Genomic DNA, 22615 nt, shown 5'->3' on the forward strand with positions numbered 1-22615 from the left:
CCACCGGCGCCTTTCGTGCAGCCGATCAGCGCTGGGCGACCATGGTGGGGGTGATGGGCGCGGGCAGCGCGGTCTCACCCTCCAGGTAGTTGTCGACGGCGGCCGCGGCGGCGCGGCCCTCGGCGATGGCCCACACGATCAGGGACTGGCCGCGACCCATATCGCCCGCGACGAATACGCCGGGGACGTTGGTGGCCCAGTTCCGGTCGCGCTGGACGTTGCCGCGCTGGTCGTAGCCGACGCCCAAATCGGTGAGCAGGCCCGGCTTTTCGGGACCGACGAAGCCCATGGCCAGCAGCACCAGGTCGGCCTCGAGGGTGAAGTCGGTACCGTCCACCTTCTCGAAGCGGCCGTTCACCATCTTGACCTCGTGCGCCTCCAGGCCGGTCACCTTGCCGTCGGCGCCGACGAAACGCTCGGTGTTCACCGAGAACACCCGCTCGCCGCCCTCCTCGTGCGCCGAGGACACCCGGTACATGAGCGGGTAGGTCGGCCACGGGGTGGACGTCGCACGCTCCTGCGGCGGCCGCGGCATGATCTCGAACTGGTGCACGCTCGCCGCGCCCTGCCGGTGCGAGGTGCCGAGGCAGTCGGCGCCGGTGTCACCACCGCCGATGATGACGACCTTCTTACCCTTCGCATGGATCGGCGGCAGCCCGTCGGCGTCGGTGACGTCGTCGCCGAGCTGCACCCGGTTGGCCCACGGCAGGAATTCCATCGCCTGATGGATACCGTCCAGATCGCGACCCGGAATCGGCAGGTCGCGGGCCAGGGTGGCGCCGCCGGCCAGCACGATCGCGTCGAACTGCTCGCGCAGCTGCTCGGCGGTGATGTCGACGCCGACGTTCACCCCGGTCTTGAAGATGGTGCCCTCGGCCTCCATCTGCGCGAGGCGGCGGTCGATGAAGCGTTTCTCCATCTTGAATTCCGGGATGCCGTAGCGCAGCAGGCCGCCGATGCGGTCGGCCCGCTCGAACACCGTGACGGTGTGGCCGGCGCGGGTCAGCTGCTGTGCGGCGGCCAGACCGGCCGGGCCGGAGCCGACGACGGCCACCCGCTTACCGGTCAACCGGGTCGGGTAGACCGGGGTCACCCAGCCCTCGTCGAAGGCGTTCTCGATCAGCTCGACCTCGACCTGCTTGATGGTCACCGCGTCCTGGTTGATGCCGAGCACGCAGGACGATTCGCACGGCGCCGGGCACAGCCGCCCGGTGAATTCCGGGAAGTTGTTGGTGGCGTGCAGCCGGTCGATACCGTCGCGCCAGCGGTCCTTGTAGACCAGGTCGTTCCATTCCGGAATCAGGTTGCCCAGCGGACAACCGTTGTGGCAGAACGGAATTCCACAGTCCATGCAGCGGCTGGCCTGGGTCTTCAAGGTGTCCTTGGAGAAATTCTCCTCGTACACCTCTTTCCAGTCCATCAGGCGCAGCGGCACCGGCCGCCGCTTCGGGAGCTCACGCGAGGTGTGCTTCAGAAATCCTTGCGTGTCACCCACGAGCGGCCTCCATGATCGCCTCGTCAACATCCTTGCCGCTCTTCTCGGCCTCGGAGATGGCGAGCAAAACCTTCTTGTATTCGCGCGGCATAACCTTCACGAAGTGGTTCACCTGCTGCGACCAATCGCTCAGAATGCGTTCGGCCACAGCGGAACCCGTCTCGTCGCGGTGCTGCGCGACGATGTCGTGCAGCCAGGTGAAGTCGTCGCCCGAGAGCGGTTCCAGCGCCTGCGCCTGCTCCGGGTTCACCCGGTCGGCCAGGGTGCCGTTCGGGTCGTAGACGAATGCGACACCACCGGACATACCGGCGCCGAAGTTGCGCCCGGTCTCGCCCAGGATCACCACCCGGCCACCGGTCATGTATTCGCAACCGTGGTCGCCGACGCCCTCGACCACCGCGGTGGCGCCGGAGTTGCGCACCGCGAATCGCTCGCCGACGACACCGCGGATGAAAGCCCGCCCGCTGGTGGCGCCGAACAGGATCACGTTGCCCGCGATGATGTTCTGCTCGGCGACGAAATCGGCCGGTGCGTTCTGCGACGGGCGGACCACCAGGTGTCCACCCGAAAGTCCCTTGCCGACATAGTCGTTCGCATCACCGTTCACCCGCAGGGTGATACCGGCCGGGACGAACGCGCCGAAGCTGTTGCCCGCCGAACCGGTGAAGGTGATGTCGATCGTGTTGTCGGGCAGGCCCGTTCCGCCGTAGAGCTTGGTCACCTCGTGGCCGAGCATGGTGCCGACGGTGCGGTTCACATTGGTGATCTTGGTTTCGAACTTCACCGCCTGGCCGCGCTCCAGCGCGTCCCGGCTCTGCTCGATCAGCTGCTGGTCCAGGGCCTTGTCCAGGCCGTGGTCCTGCGCCTTGGTGCAGCGGCGGTCCTGGTACATGAACGCCGTCTCGACATCGTCGAGGATCGGCGAGAGGTCCAGCTTGCTGGCCTTCCAATGTGCCTTGGCCCGCGTGGTATCCAGCATGTCGACCCGGCCGATGGCCTCGTTCAACGTGCGGAAGCCCAACTGCGCCAGCAGTTCCCGGACCTCTTCGGCGATGAACAGCATGAAGTTCTCGACGAATTCCGGCTTACCGGTGAAGCGTTCACGCAGCACCGGATTCTGCGTCGCGACACCGACGGGACAGGTGTCGAGGTGGCACACACGCATCATGATGCAGCCCGACACCACCAAAGGCGCTGTGGCGAAACCGAATTCCTCCGCGCCGAGCAGCGCGGCGATCATCACGTCGCGGCCGGTCTTCATCTGACCGTCCACCTGCACGACGATGCGGTCGCGAAGTCCGTTGAGCAGCAACGTCTGCTGGGTCTCGGCCAGGCCGAGCTCCCACGGACCGCCCGCATGCTTCAGCGAGGTGAGCGGCGACGCACCGGTGCCGCCGTCGTGGCCGGAGATCAGCACCACGTCGGCGTGCGCCTTCGACACACCGGCGGCGACGGTGCCGACGCCCGGTTCCGCAACAAGTTTCACGTGAATCCGCGCCTGCGGGTTCGCATTCTTCAGATCGTGGATCAGCTGCGCCAGATCCTCGATCGAGTAGATGTCGTGGTGCGGCGGCGGCGAAATCAGGCCGACGCCGGGCGTGGAGTGCCGGACCTCGGCCACCCACGGGTACACCTTGTGCGCCGGAAGCTGGCCGCCCTCACCGGGTTTCGCGCCCTGCGCCATCTTGATCTGGATATCGGTGCAGTTGGTCAGGTAGTGCGCGGTGACGCCGAAGCGGCCGGAGGCCACCTGCTTGATCGCCGAACGCCGCCAGTCGCCGTTCTCCTCGACCTCGAAGCGGGCCGGATGCTCGCCGCCCTCACCCGAATTCGACCGGCCGCCGAGGCGGTTCATCGCGATGGCGAGGGTCTCGTGCGCCTCGGACGAGATCGAGCCGTAGCTCATCGCGCCGGTGGAGAATCGCTTCACGATCTCCGAGGCGGGCTCGACCTCGTCGATCGAGATCGGCTTGCGCTCCTTGGTCTTGAACTTGAACAGACCGCGCAGCGAGGCGAGGCGCTCGGACTGGTCGTCGACCAGCTTGGTGTACTCCTTGAAGATCGAGTACTGACCCGAGCGGGTCGCGTGCTGCAGCTTGAAGACGGTGTCCGGGTTGAACAGGTGGTACTCACCCTCGCGCCGCCACTGGTATTCGCCGCCCACCTCGAGCTCGCGATGCGCGCGCTCGTTGCGGTTCTCCAGGAAGGCCAGCTTGTGCCGCTCGGCGACATCGGCGGCGATCTCCTCGAGGCCGATGCCGTCCAGGTGCGAGCGCAGACCGGTGAAGTATTCGTCCACCAGTTCCTGCGACAGACCGATCACCTGGAAGAGCTGCGCGCCGTTGTAGGAGGCCATGGTGGAGATGCCCATCTTGGACATCACCTTCAGCACGCCCTTGCCCGCCGCCTTGTTGAAGTTGGCGACGGCCTTGCGGTAGTCGGACTCCAGGCTGCCGGTGCCGAGTGACATCGCCCCGCGCTCCAGCATGTCCTCGATGGTCTCGAAGGCCATGTACGGGTTGATCGCGGCCGCGCCGAAGCCGACCAGGGTGGCCATGTGGTGCACCTCGCGGGCGTCACCGGCCTCGACGACCAGGCCGACCTTGGTGCGGGTGCGCTCGCGCACCAGGTGGTGGTGCACCGAGGAGGTCAGCAGCAGCGACGGAATCGGCGCCAGCTTCTCGTTCGATTCGCGGTCGGAGAGCACGATGATCCGCGCGCCGCCGTCGATGGCCGCCGACACCTGGGTGTTGATGGCCTTGAGCGCCCGGCGAAGTCCCTTGCCGCCCTTGGCGACCGGGTACAGGCCGTGGATGACCACCGACCGCAGCGCGGGCTGCGAACCGTCGTCGTTGATGTGGATGAGCTTGGCCAGCTCGTCGTTGTCCAGGATCGGCTGTTCGATCGCGATCTGCTTACACGATTCGGGGCCGGGGTGCAGCAGGTCGGCCTCCGGGCCGATCGCCCGGTTCAGGCTGGTGACCACCTCTTCCCGGATCGCGTCCAGCGGCGGGTTGGTGACCTGCGCGAACAGCTGAGAGAAGTAGTCGAACAGCAGGCGCGGCCGGGCCGAGAGCACCGCGATCGGGGTGTCGGTGCCCATCGAACCGAGCGCCTCACCGCCGGTCTTGGCCATCGGCGCGATCAGCAGGTTCAGCTCTTCGTTGGTGTATCCGAAGATCTGCTGCCGGATCAGCACCCGGTCGTGCGACATGTGCACGTGCGGGCGGTCGGGCAGATCGGCCAGTTTGGTGACGCCCGCGTCCAGCCACTCCTGGTACGGGTGTTCGGCGGCCAGCTCGGATTTGATCTCCTCGTCGCCGACGATGCGTCCCTGCGCGGTGTCGACCAGGAACATCCGACCCGGCTGCAGGCGGGCCTTGCGGACCACCTTCGACGGATCGATATCGAGCACGCCGACCTCGGAGGCCATCACGACCAGGCCGTCGTCGGTCACCCAGACGCGGCTCGGGCGCAGGCCGTTGCGGTCGAGCACGGCGCCGACGACGGTGCCGTCGGTGAAGCACACCGAGGCCGGGCCGTCCCACGGCTCCATCAGCATCGAGTGGTACTCGTAGAACGCCCGCTGCCGCGGGTCCATGTTCTCGTTGCGTTCCCAGGCCTCGGGAATCATCATCAGCACGGCGTGCGGCAGGCTGCGGCCGCCGAGGTGCAGCAGCTCCAGCACCTCGTCGAAACGGGCGGTGTCGCTGGCCCCCGGGGTGCAGATGGGGAAGATCTTCTCCAGCCGGTTGTTGCCGGCGGAGTCGGTGCCGAAGATGTCACTGTGCAGCAGCGCTTCTCGCGCGCGCATCCAGTTCTCGTTACCGGTGACCGTGTTGATCTCACCGTTGTGCGCGACCCGGCGGAACGGATGCGCCAGCGGCCACGACGGGAAGGTGTTGGTGGAGAAGCGCGAGTGCACGATGCCGAGCGCGCTCTCCACCCGGCCGTCCTGCAGGTCCAGGTAGAACGCGCGCAGCTGCGGGGTGGTGAACATGCCCTTGTAGACGAAGGTCTGGCCGGACAGGCTCGGGAAGTACACCGATTCCTTGCCGACCGCGCCCTCACCGGCGCCCGAGCTGCCGAGTTCGTGCTCGACCCGCTTGCGGATGACGTAGGCGCGCCGCTCCAGGTCCATACCGGAGAGCTGCTCGGTGGAGTTCTTGGGCGAGGCGATGAAGATCTGCCGGAACGTCGGCATGGCGTCGCGGGCGAGCGCGCCGAGCGAGGATTCGTCGATCGGCACCTCGCGCCAGCCGAGGACGTCGAGGCCCTCCTCCTTGACGATCTTCTCCACGCCGTACGCGGCGCGGGCGGCCTCGCGACGGGCCTGCGGCAGGAAGGCGATACCGGTGGCGTACGCACCCTCGGCGGGCAGCTCGAAGTCGACGACGGCACGGAAGAACGCGTCCGGAACCTGGATCAGGATGCCCGCGCCGTCACCGGAATTCGGTTCCGCGCCCGCGGCACCGCGGTGTTCGAGGTTCAGCAGGGCGGTAATAGCCTTGTCGACGATGTCGCGGCTGCGACGGCCGTGCATATCGACGACGAATGCGACACCGCAGGCATCGTGTTCGTGCGCGGGGTCGTAGAGCCCGATGGGGCCGGGTGACCGGTGGCCAGGTAGTTGCGTCATGCCTCTGCCTTCAAGAAATCGGCCTTCGAAGAAACGGCCTTCGTCGAACGCCTCCATCAAGACTGCGCCCGTACGTTCCGGAAACCAGCCGCGCTGATGGTCTCGGTGTTCGAATAGCGGTGCTTTCGGGCTCTGCGCGGTTTGCGCAGGCTTTCGCCTGGCGAGCCCGACATTCGCACCGCTGTGTGCAGTCACGTCTCCAGTTGTGCCACCCGCTTTTCGACGTCGTGGGTGCTGCGTCGGTAACGGATCTCTAACACGATCATTACCTTCGAGCGGGTGTTCGCCCGCTACGCTGGGGGCTGCCCGAGCGGGCGATCCGCCGAACATTTTTGGGTTCGGCGTAAGAGCAAACGATAAGTCAGGTCCGAGGCCCAACCAACTAAGGTTGCACTAATAACCTGGTCTAGCTGGGCTTCTTCATGAGGTCCTCCACGTGTGCGCGTTGTCCAGTGTAAAGCAGCGCCCACGGCGTGATCGAGACCCCGGCACCGCGTGCCAGCGGCCGACAACGATTGTGCGCCACCGGTTCCGAGCCGATCCCATTGCGCCGGAAACACCGCTCACCTGCGTCGAAAGTGATTTCCCCGGTCCGGTGGCCGACAAACCGTCGGCTCGGCGGCTAACCAAACCGATATCTGGTGAGAGATTTCCAACAAGCCCGTGACATGCCCGGGCAGTGATCCGACCGTCCGGACTCTTTTGCGCGCTGTGGCTTTCAGCACATGGCCAGCAAATAGTAGGGAGTGGGATTGGACACACTGGTCACCGGGCACCCCGGCGCGCGGCGGATGTCGCGAAACCGACAGAAGGGGTGCTGTTCCGGAAATATTTCGGCGATGTTTCTAGGCATACTGCCTATCGAAAGACGGACGAATCGCCTTTACGGTGCACACAGCACCGTGGTCGCCCGGACCAGCGCGACCCGATGCAACGCATCCCCCCGCCAGGTCGCGAAGGCGCCGAATACGCTGTGCGCCAACCGCTCCGCACAATCCGGGCCGGACAGCTCGCCCCGATGGGCCGCGACCTCGTCGACGATCTCGGCATTGAGCCGATCGATCCGCGGCCGCACCGTCGACAGGTCCGGCGGCGCGGCGGGCGCGCCCGCCGGATCGAAACGCCAGCCCGCGATCAGCCCGCGCTGCACCACCTTATTGGCCTCGATCTGACCGAAAAAGACCTGCCTGATCCAGTTTTCGGGCAGATCGAGCCGCTCGCCGAGCCGAGCCATCGAATCGTAGACATCCGCCTCGCGGGCCGGATCGTCGATGACCGGCGGGGTTCCGCTGCGTTCGGCCGTCGCCCATTTGGCCGCCGCCACCGCGTCCGCGGTGTCGAGCCGGTCCGCGACCAGCGCAACCAGCCGGTCCAGCGGGCCGGAATCCGGCCCGCCCGGCGTCGCGTTCGCGCTATCGGGCGCCAACACCAGCAGCGCCACCGACAGCACCGACACCAGCAACGCTCGCATGTGCCAACCAATCCGCTCGGAAACGAGTCACCGAATCAGCGTATTCGGGGCGGTTGCTCAGCGGGCATAGCGGATACGCATTTCTGTGAGGCTGCGCACATACCCCGGGCCGTACTCGGTGTGTCGGCCCAAGGCCTGTCACGCTGTCACAACGAATCCGTGACAGTTTCATCGTGCGCGAAAGTGGCTGGGGCGTAGAGGATGTGAGGTCCGGTGGACGAGCGGCGAGGCGCAGGCAGCGACGATAGGAACCTCACCGGCGTACTCGCCTGGCTCGGTGGGTCCGCGACCCCGGCGCGCAGCGCGGAACTCGGGGAGCGGCACGAGCGAGCCGGATACGCGGTCACCGGTGCGGTGGTGCTGTTGTCCGGGGTGGTGGCCGACATTGTCACCGGGCTCGTGCTGGGCTCGGCCGATGCGCCCCTGTTCGCAAACCTGTTGGCCGCGTTGCTGGTCGGCGCGCTGGGCTGCTTCGTCGGGCGGGCGCTCGCGACGGCGCGCCCGGGGCGGATGCCGGACCGGTTCGGGATGGCCGCGCGGATCGGGGTCGCGGTGGTGCTCGGCTGCTGCGTCGCCGAATTGGCCGCGGTACTCGCATTCGGCGGCAGCATCGACCGGACGATCGCCGAAAAGGCCCAGCGCTCCGCCGATTCCGTGCCCGCGGTGGCGGCGGCGAACGCCGAACTCGACCGCGCCGTCGCCGATCGCGCCGCGCTGGACCGGGCAATCGCCAAGGCGCGCAACGATACCGAAGACGCTCTGGTCATCGCGCGCTGCGAAGTCAACCCGACGCCGGAATGCCCGCCCACCAAGATCACCCACGTGCCCGGGCGCGGCCCGGAATCGCAAACCGCCAACGACATGCTCGACGACGCGCGCAAGCAGCTCGCCATCGAACAGGCCAAGGTCGACCCGCTCGACCAGCGCATCGCCGCCGACGAAAAGGCGCTGGCCGCAGCCAGATCCGCCGCCGTCACCACTGCCGATCGCGGGCTCGGCGCACGCTGGGCGGCGATGAACGACTACACGACGCACAATGGCAGTGCGCTCGCCTTGCGGGTGCTCGGCGCGACGGTGTTCACCCTCCTCGCGCTGCTGCCGCTGATCCTGCGCTGGTGGCGCGGCGAAACCTTCCTCGACCGCAGGCTCGCCGCCCGCATCGTCGAGGACCGGGCCGAACGCGAGGCCGACGCGGCCATCGCGATCAAACGGGCCGAGGCGCGCGCCGCGGCCGAAACCCTGCGCGCCGACCAGGAACTCACTGCGACCCGCCTCGCCGTCGAGGCGCAGACCGCCATCGATCGGGAGCAGCAGCGCACCCGCATCGTCGCCGCCATCGGCGGACTGCAGATCGGCGTCGCCGAACCGCCCCGCCGCGAACTGCCCGCAGCCGAAGAGACTCGAGAAGGACATATGACACCGAATCTGCCCGCGCCCGTCACCGGCGCCGCGCTCACCGAGGCGAGCGCGCATCCGGCGCCCGAAATACCGAAGCGCGGTGGCGGCCTGGAACTTCCGATCATCGGCACGGTGCCGTTCACCGATACCGCCGCCCGCCTCATCCGCCCGCTGGTGCCGTCCTTCGTCGCCAACGCGATCGATACCGCGACCCACCCGCTGCGCACCGCGCGGCAGGCCTTCGAGGAGGTCGAGGAGATCACCTTCACGCTGCGGCGCACCCGCAAGGTGACGGTCGACGCGCAGGATTCGCACGGCGGACATCCGGGCTACCAGCTCCAGCCCGGGTCTCCGGAGGCGGCGCGGTACGCACACCAGATCGCCGCGACCGTCGTCGACGCGGATTATTCGGAATTGCCGAACACGCCGCAGGGACAGCGGCTTTCGGCGGGCGCGTCGCACGACGAGCTCGGCGGACGCAACGATCCGCAGCTGCCGGGTCGGCGCGGGCCGCGGGAACTTCCGCCGGGCAACTGACACCTCGGTGCGGTCCGGCAAGTGCCGCCTGGTCGATACGGGCGGCGACCGGTCGCGGCGGACCGCACCGAGACCGGACGGTCGGCACCCAGATCCGGGGTAATCCCGCGCGGGCGGCCTACGCTTGGCGATCATGGCCGACAGCAAGCCGTCATCCTCCGCATATGGATCTTGGCTGCTCGGACCCGTCGACGAGGACGTCCTCATGCGGCGGATCCGGATCCAGTTGCTGCTGACGGTGACCGCGCTGGCCGCGAACACGATCGGCATCGCGGTGGCGGCCGCGCTGATCGGATTCATCCTGCCGGGACCGCCGCTGTTCACCAGGAAACTGGTGCTGCTGAATTTCGTCGCGGCACCGATCTGTATCGGCGCGCTCCTGCTGGTCGGATTGTCCTGGGGCACCGTTTACTCGCTGCGCAAACTGCGCTGGGCCAACGCGGATCAGGTGCCGAACGAAGCCGAACAGATCGCCGCGACGCGCCTGCCGCGGAAACTGGTACTGCAACAGGCGCTGCTGTGGTTCAGCGGCGTGGCCATCCTGACACCGCTGTACGGCATCGCGGAACCGGCGGTCATTCCGAAAGTTCTGCTCGGTACCGGATTCAGTGGATTGATCGTGTGCACCAACAGCTATCTGCTCACCGAATTCGCGTTGCGGGCGGTGACCGCGCAGGTGCTGGAGGCGGGGCCGTCGCGGCGGCGGCGTGGGATCGGCGTATCCGGGCGGGCGCTGCTGGTCTGGCTGCTCGGCACCGGTGTCCCGCTGACCCTGCTGATGGCCGTCGCGATCTGGGCGCTCGCCTCGACGAATGTCAGTACGGCCCGGCTGGCCGTATGTGTGCTGTCGCTGGGCGGCGCGACTTTGGTTTTCGGGCTGTTGCTGATGATGCAGGCGGTCTCGGCGATCGTCGCGCCGGTCCGCGATGTGCGGCGGGCATTGCGGCACGTGGAGGACGGCGATCTCGATGTCGCGGTGACCGTATACGACGGCACCGAATTGGGTGAGCTGCAAAGCGGTTTCAACCACATGGTCGACGGGCTGCGCGAACGGGCGCGGCTGCGCGACCTGTTCGGCAGGCATGTCGGGCGCGAGGTCGCCGCGGCGGCCCTCGCGGGCAATCCGACCCTCGGCGGAGTCGAGACCGAAGCGGCCGCCCTGTTCATCGATATCGTCGGATCGACGACCATGGCCGCCACCCGGTCCCCGGCGGAAATCGTCGCCATCCTGAACAGCTTCTTCGGGATCGTGGTCGACGAGGTGGAGCGGCACGGCGGCCTGCTCAACAAATTCGAGGGCGATGCCGCGCTCGCCGTCTTCGGCACGCCGACACCGCTGTCCGACGCGCCCGGCGCGGCCCTGGCCTGCGGCCGCGCCATCCGCAACAAGCTCGACACCTCCGCACGGGACTTCATCGCCGCCATCGGAGTATCGGCCGGAACGGTGATCGCCGGAAACGTCGGAGCCCATCAGCGATACGAATTCACCGTCATCGGAGATCCGGTCAACGAGGCCGCACGCCTGTGCGAGCTGGCCAAACACGACGATCTTCTGCTCGCGTCGGCGAGCGCGGTCGACGCGGCGGGCGCCACCGAGGCCGCTCGGTGGGAGCTCGGCGAGCTGGTCACGCTACGCGGGCGGGTGGTCCCGACCCGTTTGGCCCGGCCGCGTCAAAAGTGACTGCTGCGGATTAGGTTACGGCCTTACGACGAATCGTCTCACGACAACACTCCCCCACCCGCCCCGGAACAGTGCGAGCGCAAGTCTCCGATGCGGCACTCGCGCCAGCCCTGATACCGGACAAGCACGAGTACCATTGCACCGCAACAACTTACGCCCGGTCACCCCGCAACCGGAACGCGATCACCGCCGCTACCAGCAGAATCATTGCCGTGCCCGCGGCCGCGAAGTGGATGCCCGAGACGAATGCCTCGTGCACCGACGCCAGGAACGCGTCGGCCGTCGTCTCCGGCAGTTCGCGGGCGAACTGCGTTGCGCCACCCAGTGATTCGGTTGCCGAACCAGTACGGTCGGCTGGCACCGAGCTCAGGTCGATGCCGTTGCGGAAGATGGCCATCACCACGCTGCCGAGTACCGCGACGCCCATCGCGATACCGGTTTCGTAGGCGGTTTCGGAGACGGCGGCGGCTGCGCCCGCCCGTTCCATCGGGGCCGAGCTGACCACCAGGTCGGATGAAACCGTAAGCGCGACACCGACACCCGCGCCGATCAGCAGGAAACCGAGGATGAACGGTGTTGTGCTCGTGGCGTCCGGGCTCAGCAGCAGGAACAGTCCGGCGCCGATCGCGGCGACGAGCAGCGCGGCGCCGAGCACCGCGCCGGGGCGGAAGCCGCGCACCAGCCAGGCCGAGGCCAGCGATGCGAGCACGCTCGCCGCCAGACCCGGGAGCAGCAGCAGTCCGGCCCGCATCGGCGACTGCCCGAGCACCAGCTGCAGGTATTGCGAACCGAAGAAGAGCACACCGGCCAGCGCGAACACCGCGAGCAGGTTGGTCAGCACCGCGGTGCGGAATCCGTTCAGCGCGAACAACTTCAGATCCAGCATCGGATGGTCGAGTCCGCGTTGCCTGCGCACGAACAGCACGCCGGCGAGCACGCCGAACGCACCGATTCCGGCCAGGGCCGGGCTCATCCCGTGCGCGGCGCCCTCCTTCACCGCGTAGACGATGGGCACCAGCGCCAGCATGGACAGCGCCGCGCTCGGCAGGTCGAAGCGGCCCGGATTCGGATCGCGCGATTCCGGGACGAGCAGCGGCCCGAGGGCGATCAGCGCGAGCATGACCGGCAGGTTCACCAGGAATACCGAACCCCACCAGTAGTGCTCGAGCAGCCAGCCGCCCAGCAGCGGACCGGCCGCCGCGCCGCCGCCCGCCATCGCGCTCCACACCGCGATGGCCACCGTGCGCTGCCGCGGATCGAGGAACATCGCCCGGATCAGGCCGAGTGTGGCGGGCATCAGCGTCGCGCCCGCGACACCCTGCAGCACCCGCGCGGCGATGAGCATCGCCGGTGAGACCGCCCAGGCGGCCAGCACCGAGGCGAGCCCGAATCCGGCCGCGCCGATCAGCAGCAGCCTGCGCCGCCCGATGCGGTCGCCGAGGTTGCCCATCACCACCAGCAGACCGGCGAGCACGAACGAGTAGGCGTCGATGATCCAGAGCAGCTGCGGGGTGCTCGGCGCGAGGTCGGCGCTGATCGCGGGCACGGCGAGGTCGAGGACCGTCGCGTCGACCGCGAGCAGCAGCAGGGCCAGCGCGAGTACCGCGAGACCACCCCAGTCGCGTGCGGTCGCGCGCGGCGGAGCGGGCGCGAGCTCGACTTTTGTCCTGGGTTCGGTCCGTGTGGTCATGACTTTCTCGACTTCCCCGCGGCACCGGTCCGGGCCGGGAGGCTCTGGACTCGACACCGCTCGTTTAACCGTCCAGACGGTATAGTACATGACATTACCGTCCGGCCGGTATAGTGACCCGGTGACCGCAACCACCCGGGACCGGATCCTGGACGCACTGGAGACTCTGCTGCTCGAAAAGGGCATGGCCCAGGTGACGCTGGAGAACGTGGCCACGGCCGCGGGCGTCTCCAAAGGCGGCCTGCTCTACCACTTCAAAAGTAAGGACGCGCTGCTCGCCGGGCTGGTTCGCCGCCTCGGCGAACGGGCCGAACAGCAGCTCGGCGGCGCGACCGCGCGCGGCGTTTCGGTGGCCGAGTGGTACCTGCAGACGCCGAATCCGGAGAACTCCACCGATGCGCTGGAGCTCGCGCTCTACCGGTCGCTGCTGGCCACCATGCGCACCGTCGACGCGGGCGCCCGCCCGGAGACCGACGAGGTGCAGCAGGCGCTCGCCGATGTCATGCGGGCCTGGTCGGCGGGTCTGGACGAGGAGATCGATGATCCGGTGCGGGCCGATCTGATCCGGCTGGTCGGCGACGGCGTCTACCTGCGCGCCCTGCTGGGCCTGCCGCCCATCGATCCGACGCGCTATCGCAACGTTGTGCGGCGCCTGCTGCACGGCTGACGGCTAGACTCGGCCGCGTGCCACCAGCCGCCGAACCGGCCGGTGCCGTCGGGGCGGGAACAGATCCGGAACCAGGGTCCCCTGGAACGACGGTGCCGATCCGCCCCATGAGTTTCCGCGAACTGCTCGATACGCCGTTCGCGCTCATCCAAGCGAATATCGTCGCGCTGGCCGCGGTGGGCGCGGCGACCCTGGTGCTCGTCGAACTCGCGGTGCTCGGCGTCGTCGCGGGCGTTTCCGGACTCACCGACGGCTCCGATGTGAGCACCGCGTGGTCGGCTGTTCTGGCCACGGCCGCCGGGGTCTGGGTGCTGCGATTCGTACTGCGCGGCTTCACCGTCGCGCTCGGCACGGCCACCGTCGCGGGCGAACGGATCGGCTGGCGGCAGGGGTTCGTCCGCTTCGGCGCGGAATTCGTTCCGCTACTGGTGTTCTCGCTGCTGTACACGCTGGTCGGCGTCGCCGTCATCGCGGTGAGCGCCCTGCTGCTCATCACCTTGCCGTTCGGCATGCTGTGGCTGGGTTATCTGCGCGCGGGCCGATTCGTCGCGGTGCCGGTCCTGTTCGCCGAGCGGGCCGGTCACGCCGCCGCGGTCGCGCGCTCCAAATTGCTTGTCGGCGGGACGGAATGGCCGACGACGGGACTGTGGATCGCGCAGCGGCTGTTGCTGGTGCTGCTCGCGGTCCCGCTGCTCGGCATCCCGAACTATCTGGCGGATTTCTCCGGCACCCACCGCTGGGCGGTGATCGCGCTGCTCACCTCGGCCGTACTGCTCATCGCCGCGTTCGGCGAGGTGGTCGAGGCGTCCACCAGGGTGGTCTGCTACATCGATAAGCGCTGCCGCCGTGAGGGTTTGGATATCCGGGTGCCGAGGGCGCAGGTGGTGGGATGAGTATGCCGCCGGAGGACCGGATTCCGGAGCAGCCGCACCTCGGCGCGGCCGCCGAACATCGCGCCGCCGCCGAAAACGCGGCCCAGCAGCACGATTTCGATCGCGCGCTGCGCGAACGTTTCCGTGCGGTGCTGCGCGGTATGGAACAGCGCGGCGTGCTGGACGTGCGCCGCTCGCGCACCGCGCGGGAAACCCCGGACGAGGCGTCCACCGCCATAGCACCCGAGCTGGCCGACGAACTACGGCCCGCCGCAAGCAGTTTCGACGAGGTCGTCTACGGCGGCCGCCACGCGACCGAGGACGAATACCGCAGGCTCGAATACGTCGATCGGTATTCGGCCACCGCACCGCCGCCCGCACCGGAACCGGTCGACACCGATTTCGTCGAGAAACCGCCACGCGCCCAACGGCGCCCGCTCGAACTACCCGAACTGCTGCGCAGCCCGAAGTTCTGGGCCGCGGTGCTCGGTGTGCTGGTGCTCGCGCTGCTGCTGTGGGCGATGCTGCAATCGTGCGGTGCGCCGAACGCGCCGACGCCGCCGAAACCCCCGCCGATTCCGACCCAGACGCCGCCGACCAAGTCGCCGACCTCGGAGCCCGACGATTCGGATTTCGGCAAGGGTTCCGACTCCATTTTCGAGCGACTCCCAGGACCCGTCGTCTTCGGCGGACTGCAATTCCTGATCGCGGCAGGCCTTTTGGCGTGGTGGCGGGGCAGGCGCCGAGGCGCGCTGGTGGCCGAGCCGCGGCCGGTCGAGGTGGCCGCGAACGAGATATTGGCCGGCCAGGCCGCGCTGTACCGGCGCGGCAAGGACCATCAGCACGTCGCGGGCAAGCTGCGCGCCGCAACCATGCGCCGCATCCGCCCGATGCTCGGCGTCACCGCCGACACCACCCCGGACCGGCTGGTGGCCGCGGTCGCCGCACGCACCGGCGCGGATCCGAACCTGATCGGCAGCGCGCTGTTCGGACCGGTGCCCGATGCGCCGACCCTGGAACTCGTTGCCACGCAACTGCATTGGATCGAGACGGAGGTCGGATGAAGCCACTACAGGAGGTCGGATGACCGGCGCGACGGACACCAACCACACGCCGACCGCGCAAGAGGCGGGCGCCGCGTTCGCCGCGCTGCGCGGCGAGATCGGCAAGGCGGTGGTCGGCAACGACAACGCGATCATGTACCTGGTGCTCGCCCTGCTGTGCCGCGGCCACGTGCTGCTGGAAGGCGTACCGGGCGTTGCGAAGACGCTGCTGGTGCGCGCGCTGGCCACCGCACTGGACCTCGAGCACGCCCGGGTGCAGTTCACGCCCGACCTGATGCCGGGCGATGTCACCGGATCGCAGATCTACGACCCGCATTCGGCCGAATTCACCTTCCGGCACGGCCCGGTATTCACCAACCTGCTGCTCGCCGACGAAATCAACCGCACCCCACCGAAAACCCAGTCGGCGCTGCTGGAATCCATGGAGGAGCGCCAGGTTTCGGTCGACGGCAAGCCGCGGCCGCTGCCGGACCCGTTCGTGGTGGTGGCCACCCAGAATCCGATCGAGCAGGAGGGCACCTACCCGCTGCCCGAGGCGCAGCTGGACCGGTTCCTGTTCAAGGTCGATATCCAGTTGCCCGGCCGCGACGACGAATTCCGCATCCTGCAGCGGCACGCCGCGGGCTTCGATCCGCGCGACCTGGCCGCCGCCGGGTTACGCCCGGTGGCCGGGCCCGCGCACATCGCCGCCGCGAGGGCGGCCATCGGGCAGATCACCGTCAGCCCGGAGGTGCTGGCGTACACCGTCGACCTGTGCCGGGCCACCCGCACCTCCCCCGCCGTGCAGCACGGCGCGTCGACCAGGGGCGCGACCGCGCTGATGTCGGCCTCGCGCGCGTTCGCCTGGCTCAACGGTCGCGGCTACGTCACCCCCGATGACGTGAAAACCGTTGCGGTCGCGGTGCTTCGGCATCGGCTGCACCTGCGGCCCGAGGCCGAACTCGACGGCGTCACCACCGAGGGCGTGATGACCTCGCTGCTGCTCTCGGTTCCGGTTCCGGTGTAGCCGTGGTGGTCACCGGACGGCTCGCCGCCGTCGCCGCCGGGTGCGGCCTGTTCGTCGCGCTGGTCCTGCCGTCCTGGGCCGGTGTGCTGCTGGCGACCGGCATCATGGTCGTCGCGGTACTCGTCGACCTCAGCGCGATCGGTGCACCCGAACTGCAGTTGTCCCGGCCGCCGCTCACCGTGGTGCGGCTCGGGCGATCGGCGGAAGTCGAACTGGCGGTGGCGAATTCCGGTACGCGTACGGTGCGCGGCACATTATGGGACGACTGGCCCGACAGCGCGCGCTCGGAAAACCGCACGCACCGGCTGCATTTGGCGCCGGGTACGAAAACCCGCTTCGGCACGACGCTTACGCCGACCTACCGCGGCGACCGGGTCGCCGGGCCGGTCACCATCCGGCTGATCGGCCCGCTGGGCCTCGCGGGCAGGCAGCTGCGCCGCACCGTACCGGCCCGGGTGCGGGCGCTGCCGCCGTTTCGCACCGAGCGCCTGCTGCGTTCGAAGGTCAAACGGCTGCAGCACCTCGAGGGCCGCAATATCGCGAATATGCGCGGCCAGGGCACCGAATTCGATTCGTTCCGCGAGTACGTCCCCGGTGACGACGTGCGCGCCATCGACTGGCGGGCCACCGCCCGCGCCACCGATGTCCTGGTCCGCACCTGGCGCCCGGAACGCAACCGGCACATGCTGATGCTGTTGGATACCGGCCGGATCAGCGCGGGCCGGGTCGGCGACGGCACCCGGCTGGACGCGAGCATCGAGGCCGCGCTGCTGCTCGGCGGATTGGCCTCGGCCGCGGGCGATTCGGTGGATCTGCTCGCCTATGACCGGCAGGTGCGCGCCGAGGTGCGCGGCGTCGGCGGCCGCAATCTCCAGGTGAAGCTGATGCACGCGATGGCGGGCGTCACCCCGGCACTGCTGGACACCGACACCGCCGGATTGGTGCGCGCGGCGATCCAGCGGGCCCGGCGGCGCAGCCTGGTCGTGTGGTTCACCAGCCTGGACGGGGCCGCGGTGCAGGAGAATCTGCTTCCGGTGCTGCCGACCCTCGCACAGCGGCATCGGGTGCTGATCGTCTCGGTGACCGATCCCGACGTCGCCGCGGCCGCGAAACAGCGCGAGTCGTTGGCGGACCTGTACTCCGCCGCCGCGGCCGAAACCGTGATCGCCGAACGGGCCCTCGTTCAGGAATCCTTGCGCCGCAAGGGCATCGACGTGGTCTCCGCGCCCCCGGACCGGCTGCCGGAGGCGCTTGCCGAGGAGTATCTGGAGCTCAAGCAGTCCGGCACCATGTGAGCCGGGACCAGCCTGTCACCACGGACTGACCTGCGGCACAACCTGATTCGGCGGTTGCAGGACGAACACCGGCTGCCCGAGCAGTTCCGGATTCGTGAACGGCGGCGTCAGCGCCCGGCGCTGCCGCTCCGCGACGATCGCCCCGAGTATCTGAATGGGCGGATAGCCGTTCGGCGGTGGCACCCGCAGGCACGCGCACACCGCGACCACCAATTCGTAGCCGAGGTTCGCCTGCGCCGCGGGCGTCAATCCCTTGAACCGGGTCATGTACTGCCGCGCCGCCAGCGCCAGATCCTCCGACATGCCCGACAGGTCCAGCTGCTGCACCCAACCGACCAGCCACGGCGGCGGTACGGCCAGCGCCGGCGGCGGCAGCCGTCGCGACCCGTGTATCACCACGGTTCCGGCCAGCACATCACCGATCCGGCGGGCATTGGGCGAGCACATCGAGGTGATGACCGCGATGGCGCCGAACCCGCCGAGCATCCAGAAATCGACGATGGCCCCGGCGAGTCCGCGGGTGAGCGCGTGCCGGAAGTCGATGGGCCCGCCGTCCGCGCGCACCACCCGCAGCCCGAGCAGCAGTTTGCCGAATGTCCGCCCGCGACTGAGGGTTTCGCAGACCACCGGATAACCGACCAGCGTGCCGACGATGGTGATCAGCACCACGACGTCGAGCCACGCGGTATCCGGACGCAGCCACGCCAGCACCCCGAACAGAGCCAGACCTAGTGTCAGGGCGACGACAAGCTGGGCCACCACGTCGATGAGGAACGCGGCGGCCCTGGTCGGGACGCGGGCGACGGGTAGCTCGAGGGCCACCGCTTCGCCGGTTGTGAACGCAGCCATGTCGATAGCATTCTTCCGACGGCGGGAGTGGGAGGCAACCGAATGGACGTCGACGCGTACAGCTACGCACACCGGCGCTCGTGGGAGCGGCTGGACGGGCTGGCCGGAAAGCGCAGGCTCACCGGCCAGGAGGCCGATGAGCTGGTGGCGCTGTACCGGCGCGCCTCCCAACAGCTGGCCCGGCTGCAGACGCACAGCCCGGACCCGGAGCTGCTCGCCGGTTTGAGCGCGGTGCTGGCCAGGGCGCGCGGCCGGATCGTCGGCACCAGGACCGATACCTGGCGCGAGATCGGCCGGTTCTTCACCCATCGTTTTCCGGCGGCGGTGTATCGGGCGTGGCCGTGGTGGGTGTCGGTGGCGGCGGTGTTCGTCGTGCTCTCCACCGGGCTGGCCTACTGGGTCGCCGAATACCGTTCGGCGCGGCGGATACTCGGTCTTCCGGGCAATACCGACTCGCTCACCAAGCCGGGCGGCCATTTCGAGACCTACTACACCGAACATCCGCACGACGCGTTCGCGGCGCAGGTGTGGACCAATAACGCATGGGTGGCGGCGCTGGCGCTGTTCACCGGGGTGCTGATCCTGCCGGCGGTGTCGCTGCTGTTCGGCAATGCGCTGAATGTCGGGGTGAGCGCGGGCCTGATGGCCCATGCGGGACGGCTCGACGCCTTCTTCGGTTTCATCCTTCCGCACGGGATGTTGGAGTTGACCGCGGTATTCGTCGCGGGTGGCGCCGGATTGAAGCTGGGATGGACGCTGATCGATCCGGGCCGGTCGAGCCGGTTGACCGCGGTGGCACGGCAGGGCCGGGCCGCGGCGACGATCGCGCTGGGGCTGGCCGGGGTGCTGTTCGTCTCGGGCTTGCTGGAGGGTTTCGTGACGCCGAGCCCGCTGCCTGCCGCGTTGCGGGTCGCGATCGGATTCGTGGTGTGGGCGCTGTTCATCGCCTACGTATTCGTGTTCGGCCGTAATGCGGTGCGGGAACAGGGCGATGCGGCGGGAGAGCTATTGGAACCGGCCGCGTAGACAACCGCGGGCACACGGCGAAGCAAGAACGGCTAGCTAACCATCGGCTACCGTCGCTCGAGCTTCGATCTTGAAGTCCCCCAATTGAGTTCCGCTGACCGCAGCGAGTCGAGCTCAGCTGCGGTCAGCGTTGCCGATTACTGTACACAATCGTTATGCCTACGCAACCCTCCACGCGGAGGTAAAGCGTATAAATCCCGGCGCAGCAAACCAATGTGGCCACAGGGTTTTTCACAGTTCTGGCTAACCCGCGGCGGCGACTCGAACAGGCTCGAATTGACCCTTCGAAACCCGGTCCGGATCGATGCGTGGCAACCCGTTGAACCCGTCGGTGGATCGGGCACACATTCTTCGATCGGTTAACTGCAAGCCTTCCGTCGAATCGGTCTCGAAATCCGATCATGGCCATCTACCTGGGCTTTCGCGATCGATAAACGAGTTAGCTGGCCGTTGGATGAACAGAAAGCAACCTGAAGTTTGTTTAGTGCGGAATAAACACGACCCGCGACTGGTAGCGGACGCTTGTGTCGGACGTATGTCCAGTCGTGATCATGAATATCCGGTCGCCAAAAGGTTGTCCGGACGGTATCTTGTCGCGTCATCGAGCACCGCCGACGGCGGCCACAACACCATAGTGTGATCTTCGTCTCACGCCTGGGCAGCCGGGCGAAACCGGCAGTGCGACAGGCGATCACGGGTGGTGCGACCCGGTCGCACCACCCGCCGGAATGGTCAGGCCTCGGCCAGTCCGATCCGGGCGTGCACCGTCTGCAACGGCCGTGGCGCGAACCAGGCCGCGCGGCCCAACAGCCGCATAGCGACCGGCACCAGCACGCCGCGCACCAGCGTCGCGTCGATCAGAATCGCCAAACCGGCACCGAGACCGAAGAATTGGATGAACCGGACATCGCTGGTCGTGAAGGCGAGGAAGCTGATCGAGATCAGCGCCGCCGCCGTCGTCACCAGACGACCGGTCCGGGCCAGGCCATCGACCACCGCGTCGGCCGTGGTGTGCCCGCGGTCGTGCAGCTCCTTGATCCGGCTGATCACGAATACCTCGTAATCCATCGACAGGCCGAAGGTGATGCAGAACAACAGCAGCAGCATCGACACATCGAGCGGCGCGGGCGTGAATCCGAACAACCCGGCGAAATGTCCCTGCTGGAAGACGAAGACCAGCAGCCCGAGCGTCGCGCCGAGACTCAACATATTCGACAGCAGCGCCCGCAGCGGCTGCACCACGCTGCCGGTGAACAGGAACAGCAGCGCGAAGGTGGTGAGCACGATCCACCCGATCGCGATCGGCAACTTCGACCCGATGGCGGCGAGGCTGTCCCGCAGCTCGGCGACCTGACCGCCCACCAGCGCGGTAGATCCGACGAGCGGCACCGCACGCACCTGGTCGACCAACCCGCGGGCCGCCGCGGAATCGCGATCGAGGTCGGTGAATACGGTCAGCCGCTGCGCATCCGGCCGGGCGAAGCGCGCGTCCGCGGGTGAACTCGTCCGCGGTGCGCCGGTGACGAAAGTGCCCGCGCTCGACTCGACCTCGGTCACATGCGGCACTCGGGACAGCGCGCTCGCGTACTCGGCCAGCGGCCCGGGCGCCACCGCACCCGTGGTGACCACCGACAGCGAATTCGCGTCACCGCCACCGAATCCGGTGCGCAGCGCAGCGCCGACCTGGCGCACCTCGGTGGTGTTCGGCAGCACCCGGTCGTCCGGCGTGCCGAATTGGACATGCAGCAGCGGCGCCGCGGCCAGCAGCAGCAGCGCGACCACCGGCAGCCCGGCGAGCACCGGCCTGCGCATCGCGAACCGCGCGACACCCGCCCAGAACGGCGTCGCGTCACCGCGGATGCCGCGCACTCCCGGCACCCGCCAGGCATCGGTGCGCGGACCGAGCACCGCGAGCAGCGCGGGCAGCGTCACGACGGCGGCCACGGCCGCGATCACCACGACGCCGATGCCGCCGTAGGCGAAGGACCGCAGGAAGTACTGCGGGAAGATGACCAGCGCGGACAGCGCCGCCGCGACGGTGCTCGCGCTGAACACGATGGTGCGGCCGGCCGTCCCCACCGCCGCGACGACCGCGGCGTCGGTATCGGCGCCCGCCGCGCGCCGCTCGCGAAAGCGACTGACCATCAGCAGGCCGTAGTCGACGGCGAGGCCGAGCCCGAGACCCGTTGTGAGGTTCACCGCGTACACCGAAACATCGGTGAGCGAGCCGAGAACGGACAGTTCGGTGAAGGTGCCGAGGATGGCGATGCCACCAATCACCAGGGTGAGCAGCGCCGCGACCACATTGCCGAAGGCGAGCACCAGCAGCGCCAGGATGAGCGGTACCGCGACGGCTTCGGCCAGGCCGAGGTCGGTGCCGATCTGCTTGGTGATCGCATTGAAGATGGCCGCGCCACCGCCGATCTGCACCTGCACCAGTGGACCGTCGGAGCGGTAGGTGGCGACGATATCGGCCGCGTGTTTGTTCTCGCCGTTCGCGGCGGCGCTGCCCGCGAGCACCACCGCGGCGGTCCCGTCCGTGGCGCGCATGGCGGGCGCACCGGTATCCCAATACGAGACGACGTTGGTGAGCCGATTGTCCGCGGCGAGCTTTTGTGCCAGCTCCCGGCCCGCGGCCGCGACGGCGGGGTCGTCGACGGTGCCGTTGCGCGCGCGGACGAGGAAGACGAAGTCGCCCTCGGCGCCGAACTTGTCGGCCAATCGGGTTGCGGCGGTGCTGGATTGGGCGTTGGGGTCGGTCTGGCCGCCGGGTTGCAGCTTGCTGAAGGCGGTCGCGCCGATGACACCGCCCCCGATCAGGGCGAGCACGCTGACGATCAGGATCCACCGCGCGCGCCGGGTGACGAAGGCGCCGAGCCGTTGGAACATATCGAGCCTTTCGACGGTGCATGTTTGCACTAGTAA

At 68.4% G+C, this 22615-nt stretch carries 14 protein-coding genes; 8 read left to right on the plus strand and 6 right to left on the minus strand.

Annotation, left to right across the window (positions count from 1 at the left end; all coding sequences use genetic code 11):
* Positions 1–25: 25 nt before the first annotated feature.
* From LGY53_RS31970 to aroQ, 3 genes are all read right to left on the minus strand, one after another.
* A complete protein-coding gene (locus tag LGY53_RS31970) occupies positions 26–1495 on the minus strand; it encodes a glutamate synthase subunit beta (protein WP_225730416.1) in 1470 nt (489 codons plus the stop codon).
* Entirely contained in the window at positions 1488–6134 is a 4647-nt protein-coding gene (gene gltB, locus LGY53_RS31975; RefSeq protein WP_225730417.1) for a glutamate synthase large subunit, read from the minus strand. Before gltB ends, LGY53_RS31970 begins: the two co-directional genes overlap by 8 nt.
* A gap of 883 nt (positions 6135–7017) precedes the next feature.
* Positions 7018–7605 carry a gamma subclass chorismate mutase AroQ gene (gene aroQ, locus LGY53_RS31980; RefSeq protein WP_225730418.1) on the minus strand — a complete coding sequence of 196 codons (588 nt, stop codon included), beginning with the start codon at positions 7603–7605 and terminating at the stop codon, positions 7018–7020.
* A 213-nt stretch (positions 7606–7818) separates the two neighbouring features.
* On the opposite strand from aroQ, the gene LGY53_RS31985 reads away from it, so the two are divergent.
* Both LGY53_RS31985 and LGY53_RS31990 read left to right on the plus strand, forming a co-directional pair.
* A complete protein-coding gene (locus LGY53_RS31985; protein WP_225730419.1) occupies positions 7819–9540 on the plus strand; it encodes a DUF4407 domain-containing protein in 1722 nt (573 codons plus the stop codon).
* A 133-nt stretch (positions 9541–9673) separates the two neighbouring features.
* The gene (locus LGY53_RS31990; RefSeq protein ID WP_225730420.1) at positions 9674–11221 is read left to right on the plus strand and encodes an adenylate/guanylate cyclase domain-containing protein; all 1548 of its coding nucleotides are present in this window, start codon (positions 9674–9676) and stop codon (positions 11219–11221) included.
* Positions 11222–11372: 151 nt separating this feature from the next.
* Here the strand turns inward: LGY53_RS31990 and LGY53_RS31995 are convergent, their stop codons facing one another.
* Positions 11373–12911 (minus strand): MFS transporter, encoded by a 1539-nt coding sequence (locus LGY53_RS31995; protein WP_225730421.1) that lies wholly within the window; start codon positions 12909–12911, stop codon positions 11373–11375.
* A gap of 121 nt (positions 12912–13032) precedes the next feature.
* On the opposite strand from LGY53_RS31995, the gene LGY53_RS32000 reads away from it, so the two are divergent.
* From LGY53_RS32000 to LGY53_RS32020, 5 genes are all read left to right on the plus strand, one after another.
* Positions 13033–13578 carry a TetR/AcrR family transcriptional regulator gene (locus tag LGY53_RS32000; protein WP_225730422.1) on the plus strand — a complete coding sequence of 182 codons (546 nt, stop codon included), beginning with the start codon at positions 13033–13035 and terminating at the stop codon, positions 13576–13578.
* A 107-nt stretch (positions 13579–13685) separates the two neighbouring features.
* Positions 13686–14471: a hypothetical protein gene (locus LGY53_RS32005; protein ID WP_225730423.1), complete on the plus strand. Its 786-nt coding sequence runs from the start codon at positions 13686–13688 to the stop codon at positions 14469–14471.
* Entirely contained in the window at positions 14468–15514 is a 1047-nt protein-coding gene (locus tag LGY53_RS32010; RefSeq protein ID WP_225730424.1) for a DUF4129 domain-containing protein, read from the plus strand. Before LGY53_RS32005 ends, LGY53_RS32010 begins: the two co-directional genes overlap by 4 nt.
* Positions 15515–15533: 19 nt before the next feature.
* Positions 15534–16520: a MoxR family ATPase gene (locus LGY53_RS32015; RefSeq protein ID WP_225730425.1), complete on the plus strand. Its 987-nt coding sequence runs from the start codon at positions 15534–15536 to the stop codon at positions 16518–16520.
* A gap of 2 nt (positions 16521–16522) precedes the next feature.
* A complete protein-coding gene (locus tag LGY53_RS32020; protein WP_225730426.1) occupies positions 16523–17815 on the plus strand; it encodes a DUF58 domain-containing protein in 1293 nt (430 codons plus the stop codon).
* A 15-nt stretch (positions 17816–17830) separates the two neighbouring features.
* Here LGY53_RS32020 and LGY53_RS32025 read toward each other — a convergent pair whose 3' ends face one another.
* The gene (locus LGY53_RS32025) at positions 17831–18664 is read right to left on the minus strand and encodes an RDD family protein (protein ID WP_225730427.1); all 834 of its coding nucleotides are present in this window, start codon (positions 18662–18664) and stop codon (positions 17831–17833) included.
* 42 nt (positions 18665–18706) lie between these two features.
* Between LGY53_RS32025 and LGY53_RS32030 the strand changes: the two genes are divergently transcribed.
* Positions 18707–19690: a stage II sporulation protein M gene (locus LGY53_RS32030; RefSeq protein WP_225730428.1), complete on the plus strand. Its 984-nt coding sequence runs from the start codon at positions 18707–18709 to the stop codon at positions 19688–19690.
* Between the two features lie 732 nt (positions 19691–20422).
* Here LGY53_RS32030 and LGY53_RS32035 read toward each other — a convergent pair.
* Positions 20423–22609 carry an MMPL family transporter gene (locus tag LGY53_RS32035; protein WP_225730429.1) on the minus strand — a complete coding sequence of 729 codons (2187 nt, stop codon included), beginning with the start codon at positions 22607–22609 and terminating at the stop codon, positions 20423–20425.
* Positions 22610–22615 lie beyond the last annotated feature (6 nt).

Source organism: Nocardia sp. JCM 34519.1 (assembly GCF_020361265.1).
Lineage (GTDB): Bacteria > Actinomycetota > Actinomycetes > Mycobacteriales > Mycobacteriaceae > Nocardia > Nocardia arthritidis_A.

Bases quoted from the DNA above. Each gene is read 5' to 3' on its own strand.
- LGY53_RS31995 (WP_225730421.1), bottom strand. From the start codon at position 12,911: ATGACCACACGGACCGAACCCAGGACAAAAGTCGAGCTCGCGCCCGCT.
- LGY53_RS32030 (WP_225730428.1), top strand. From the start codon at position 18,707: ATGGACGTCGACGCGTACAGCTACGCACACCGGCGCTCGTGGGAGCGG.
- LGY53_RS32015 (WP_225730425.1), top strand. From the start codon at position 15,534: ATGACCGGCGCGACGGACACCAACCACACGCCGACCGCGCAAGAGGCG.
- LGY53_RS32025 (WP_225730427.1), bottom strand. From the start codon at position 18,664: ATGGCTGCGTTCACAACCGGCGAAGCGGTGGCCCTCGAGCTACCCGTC.
- LGY53_RS31990 (WP_225730420.1), top strand. From the start codon at position 9,674: ATGGCCGACAGCAAGCCGTCATCCTCCGCATATGGATCTTGGCTGCTC.
- LGY53_RS32005 (WP_225730423.1), top strand. From the start codon at position 13,686: ATGAGTTTCCGCGAACTGCTCGATACGCCGTTCGCGCTCATCCAAGCG.
- aroQ (WP_225730418.1), bottom strand. From the start codon at position 7,605: ATGCGAGCGTTGCTGGTGTCGGTGCTGTCGGTGGCGCTGCTGGTGTTG.
- gltB (WP_225730417.1), bottom strand. From the start codon at position 6,134: ATGACGCAACTACCTGGCCACCGGTCACCCGGCCCCATCGGGCTCTAC.
- LGY53_RS32010 (WP_225730424.1), top strand. From the start codon at position 14,468: ATGAGTATGCCGCCGGAGGACCGGATTCCGGAGCAGCCGCACCTCGGC.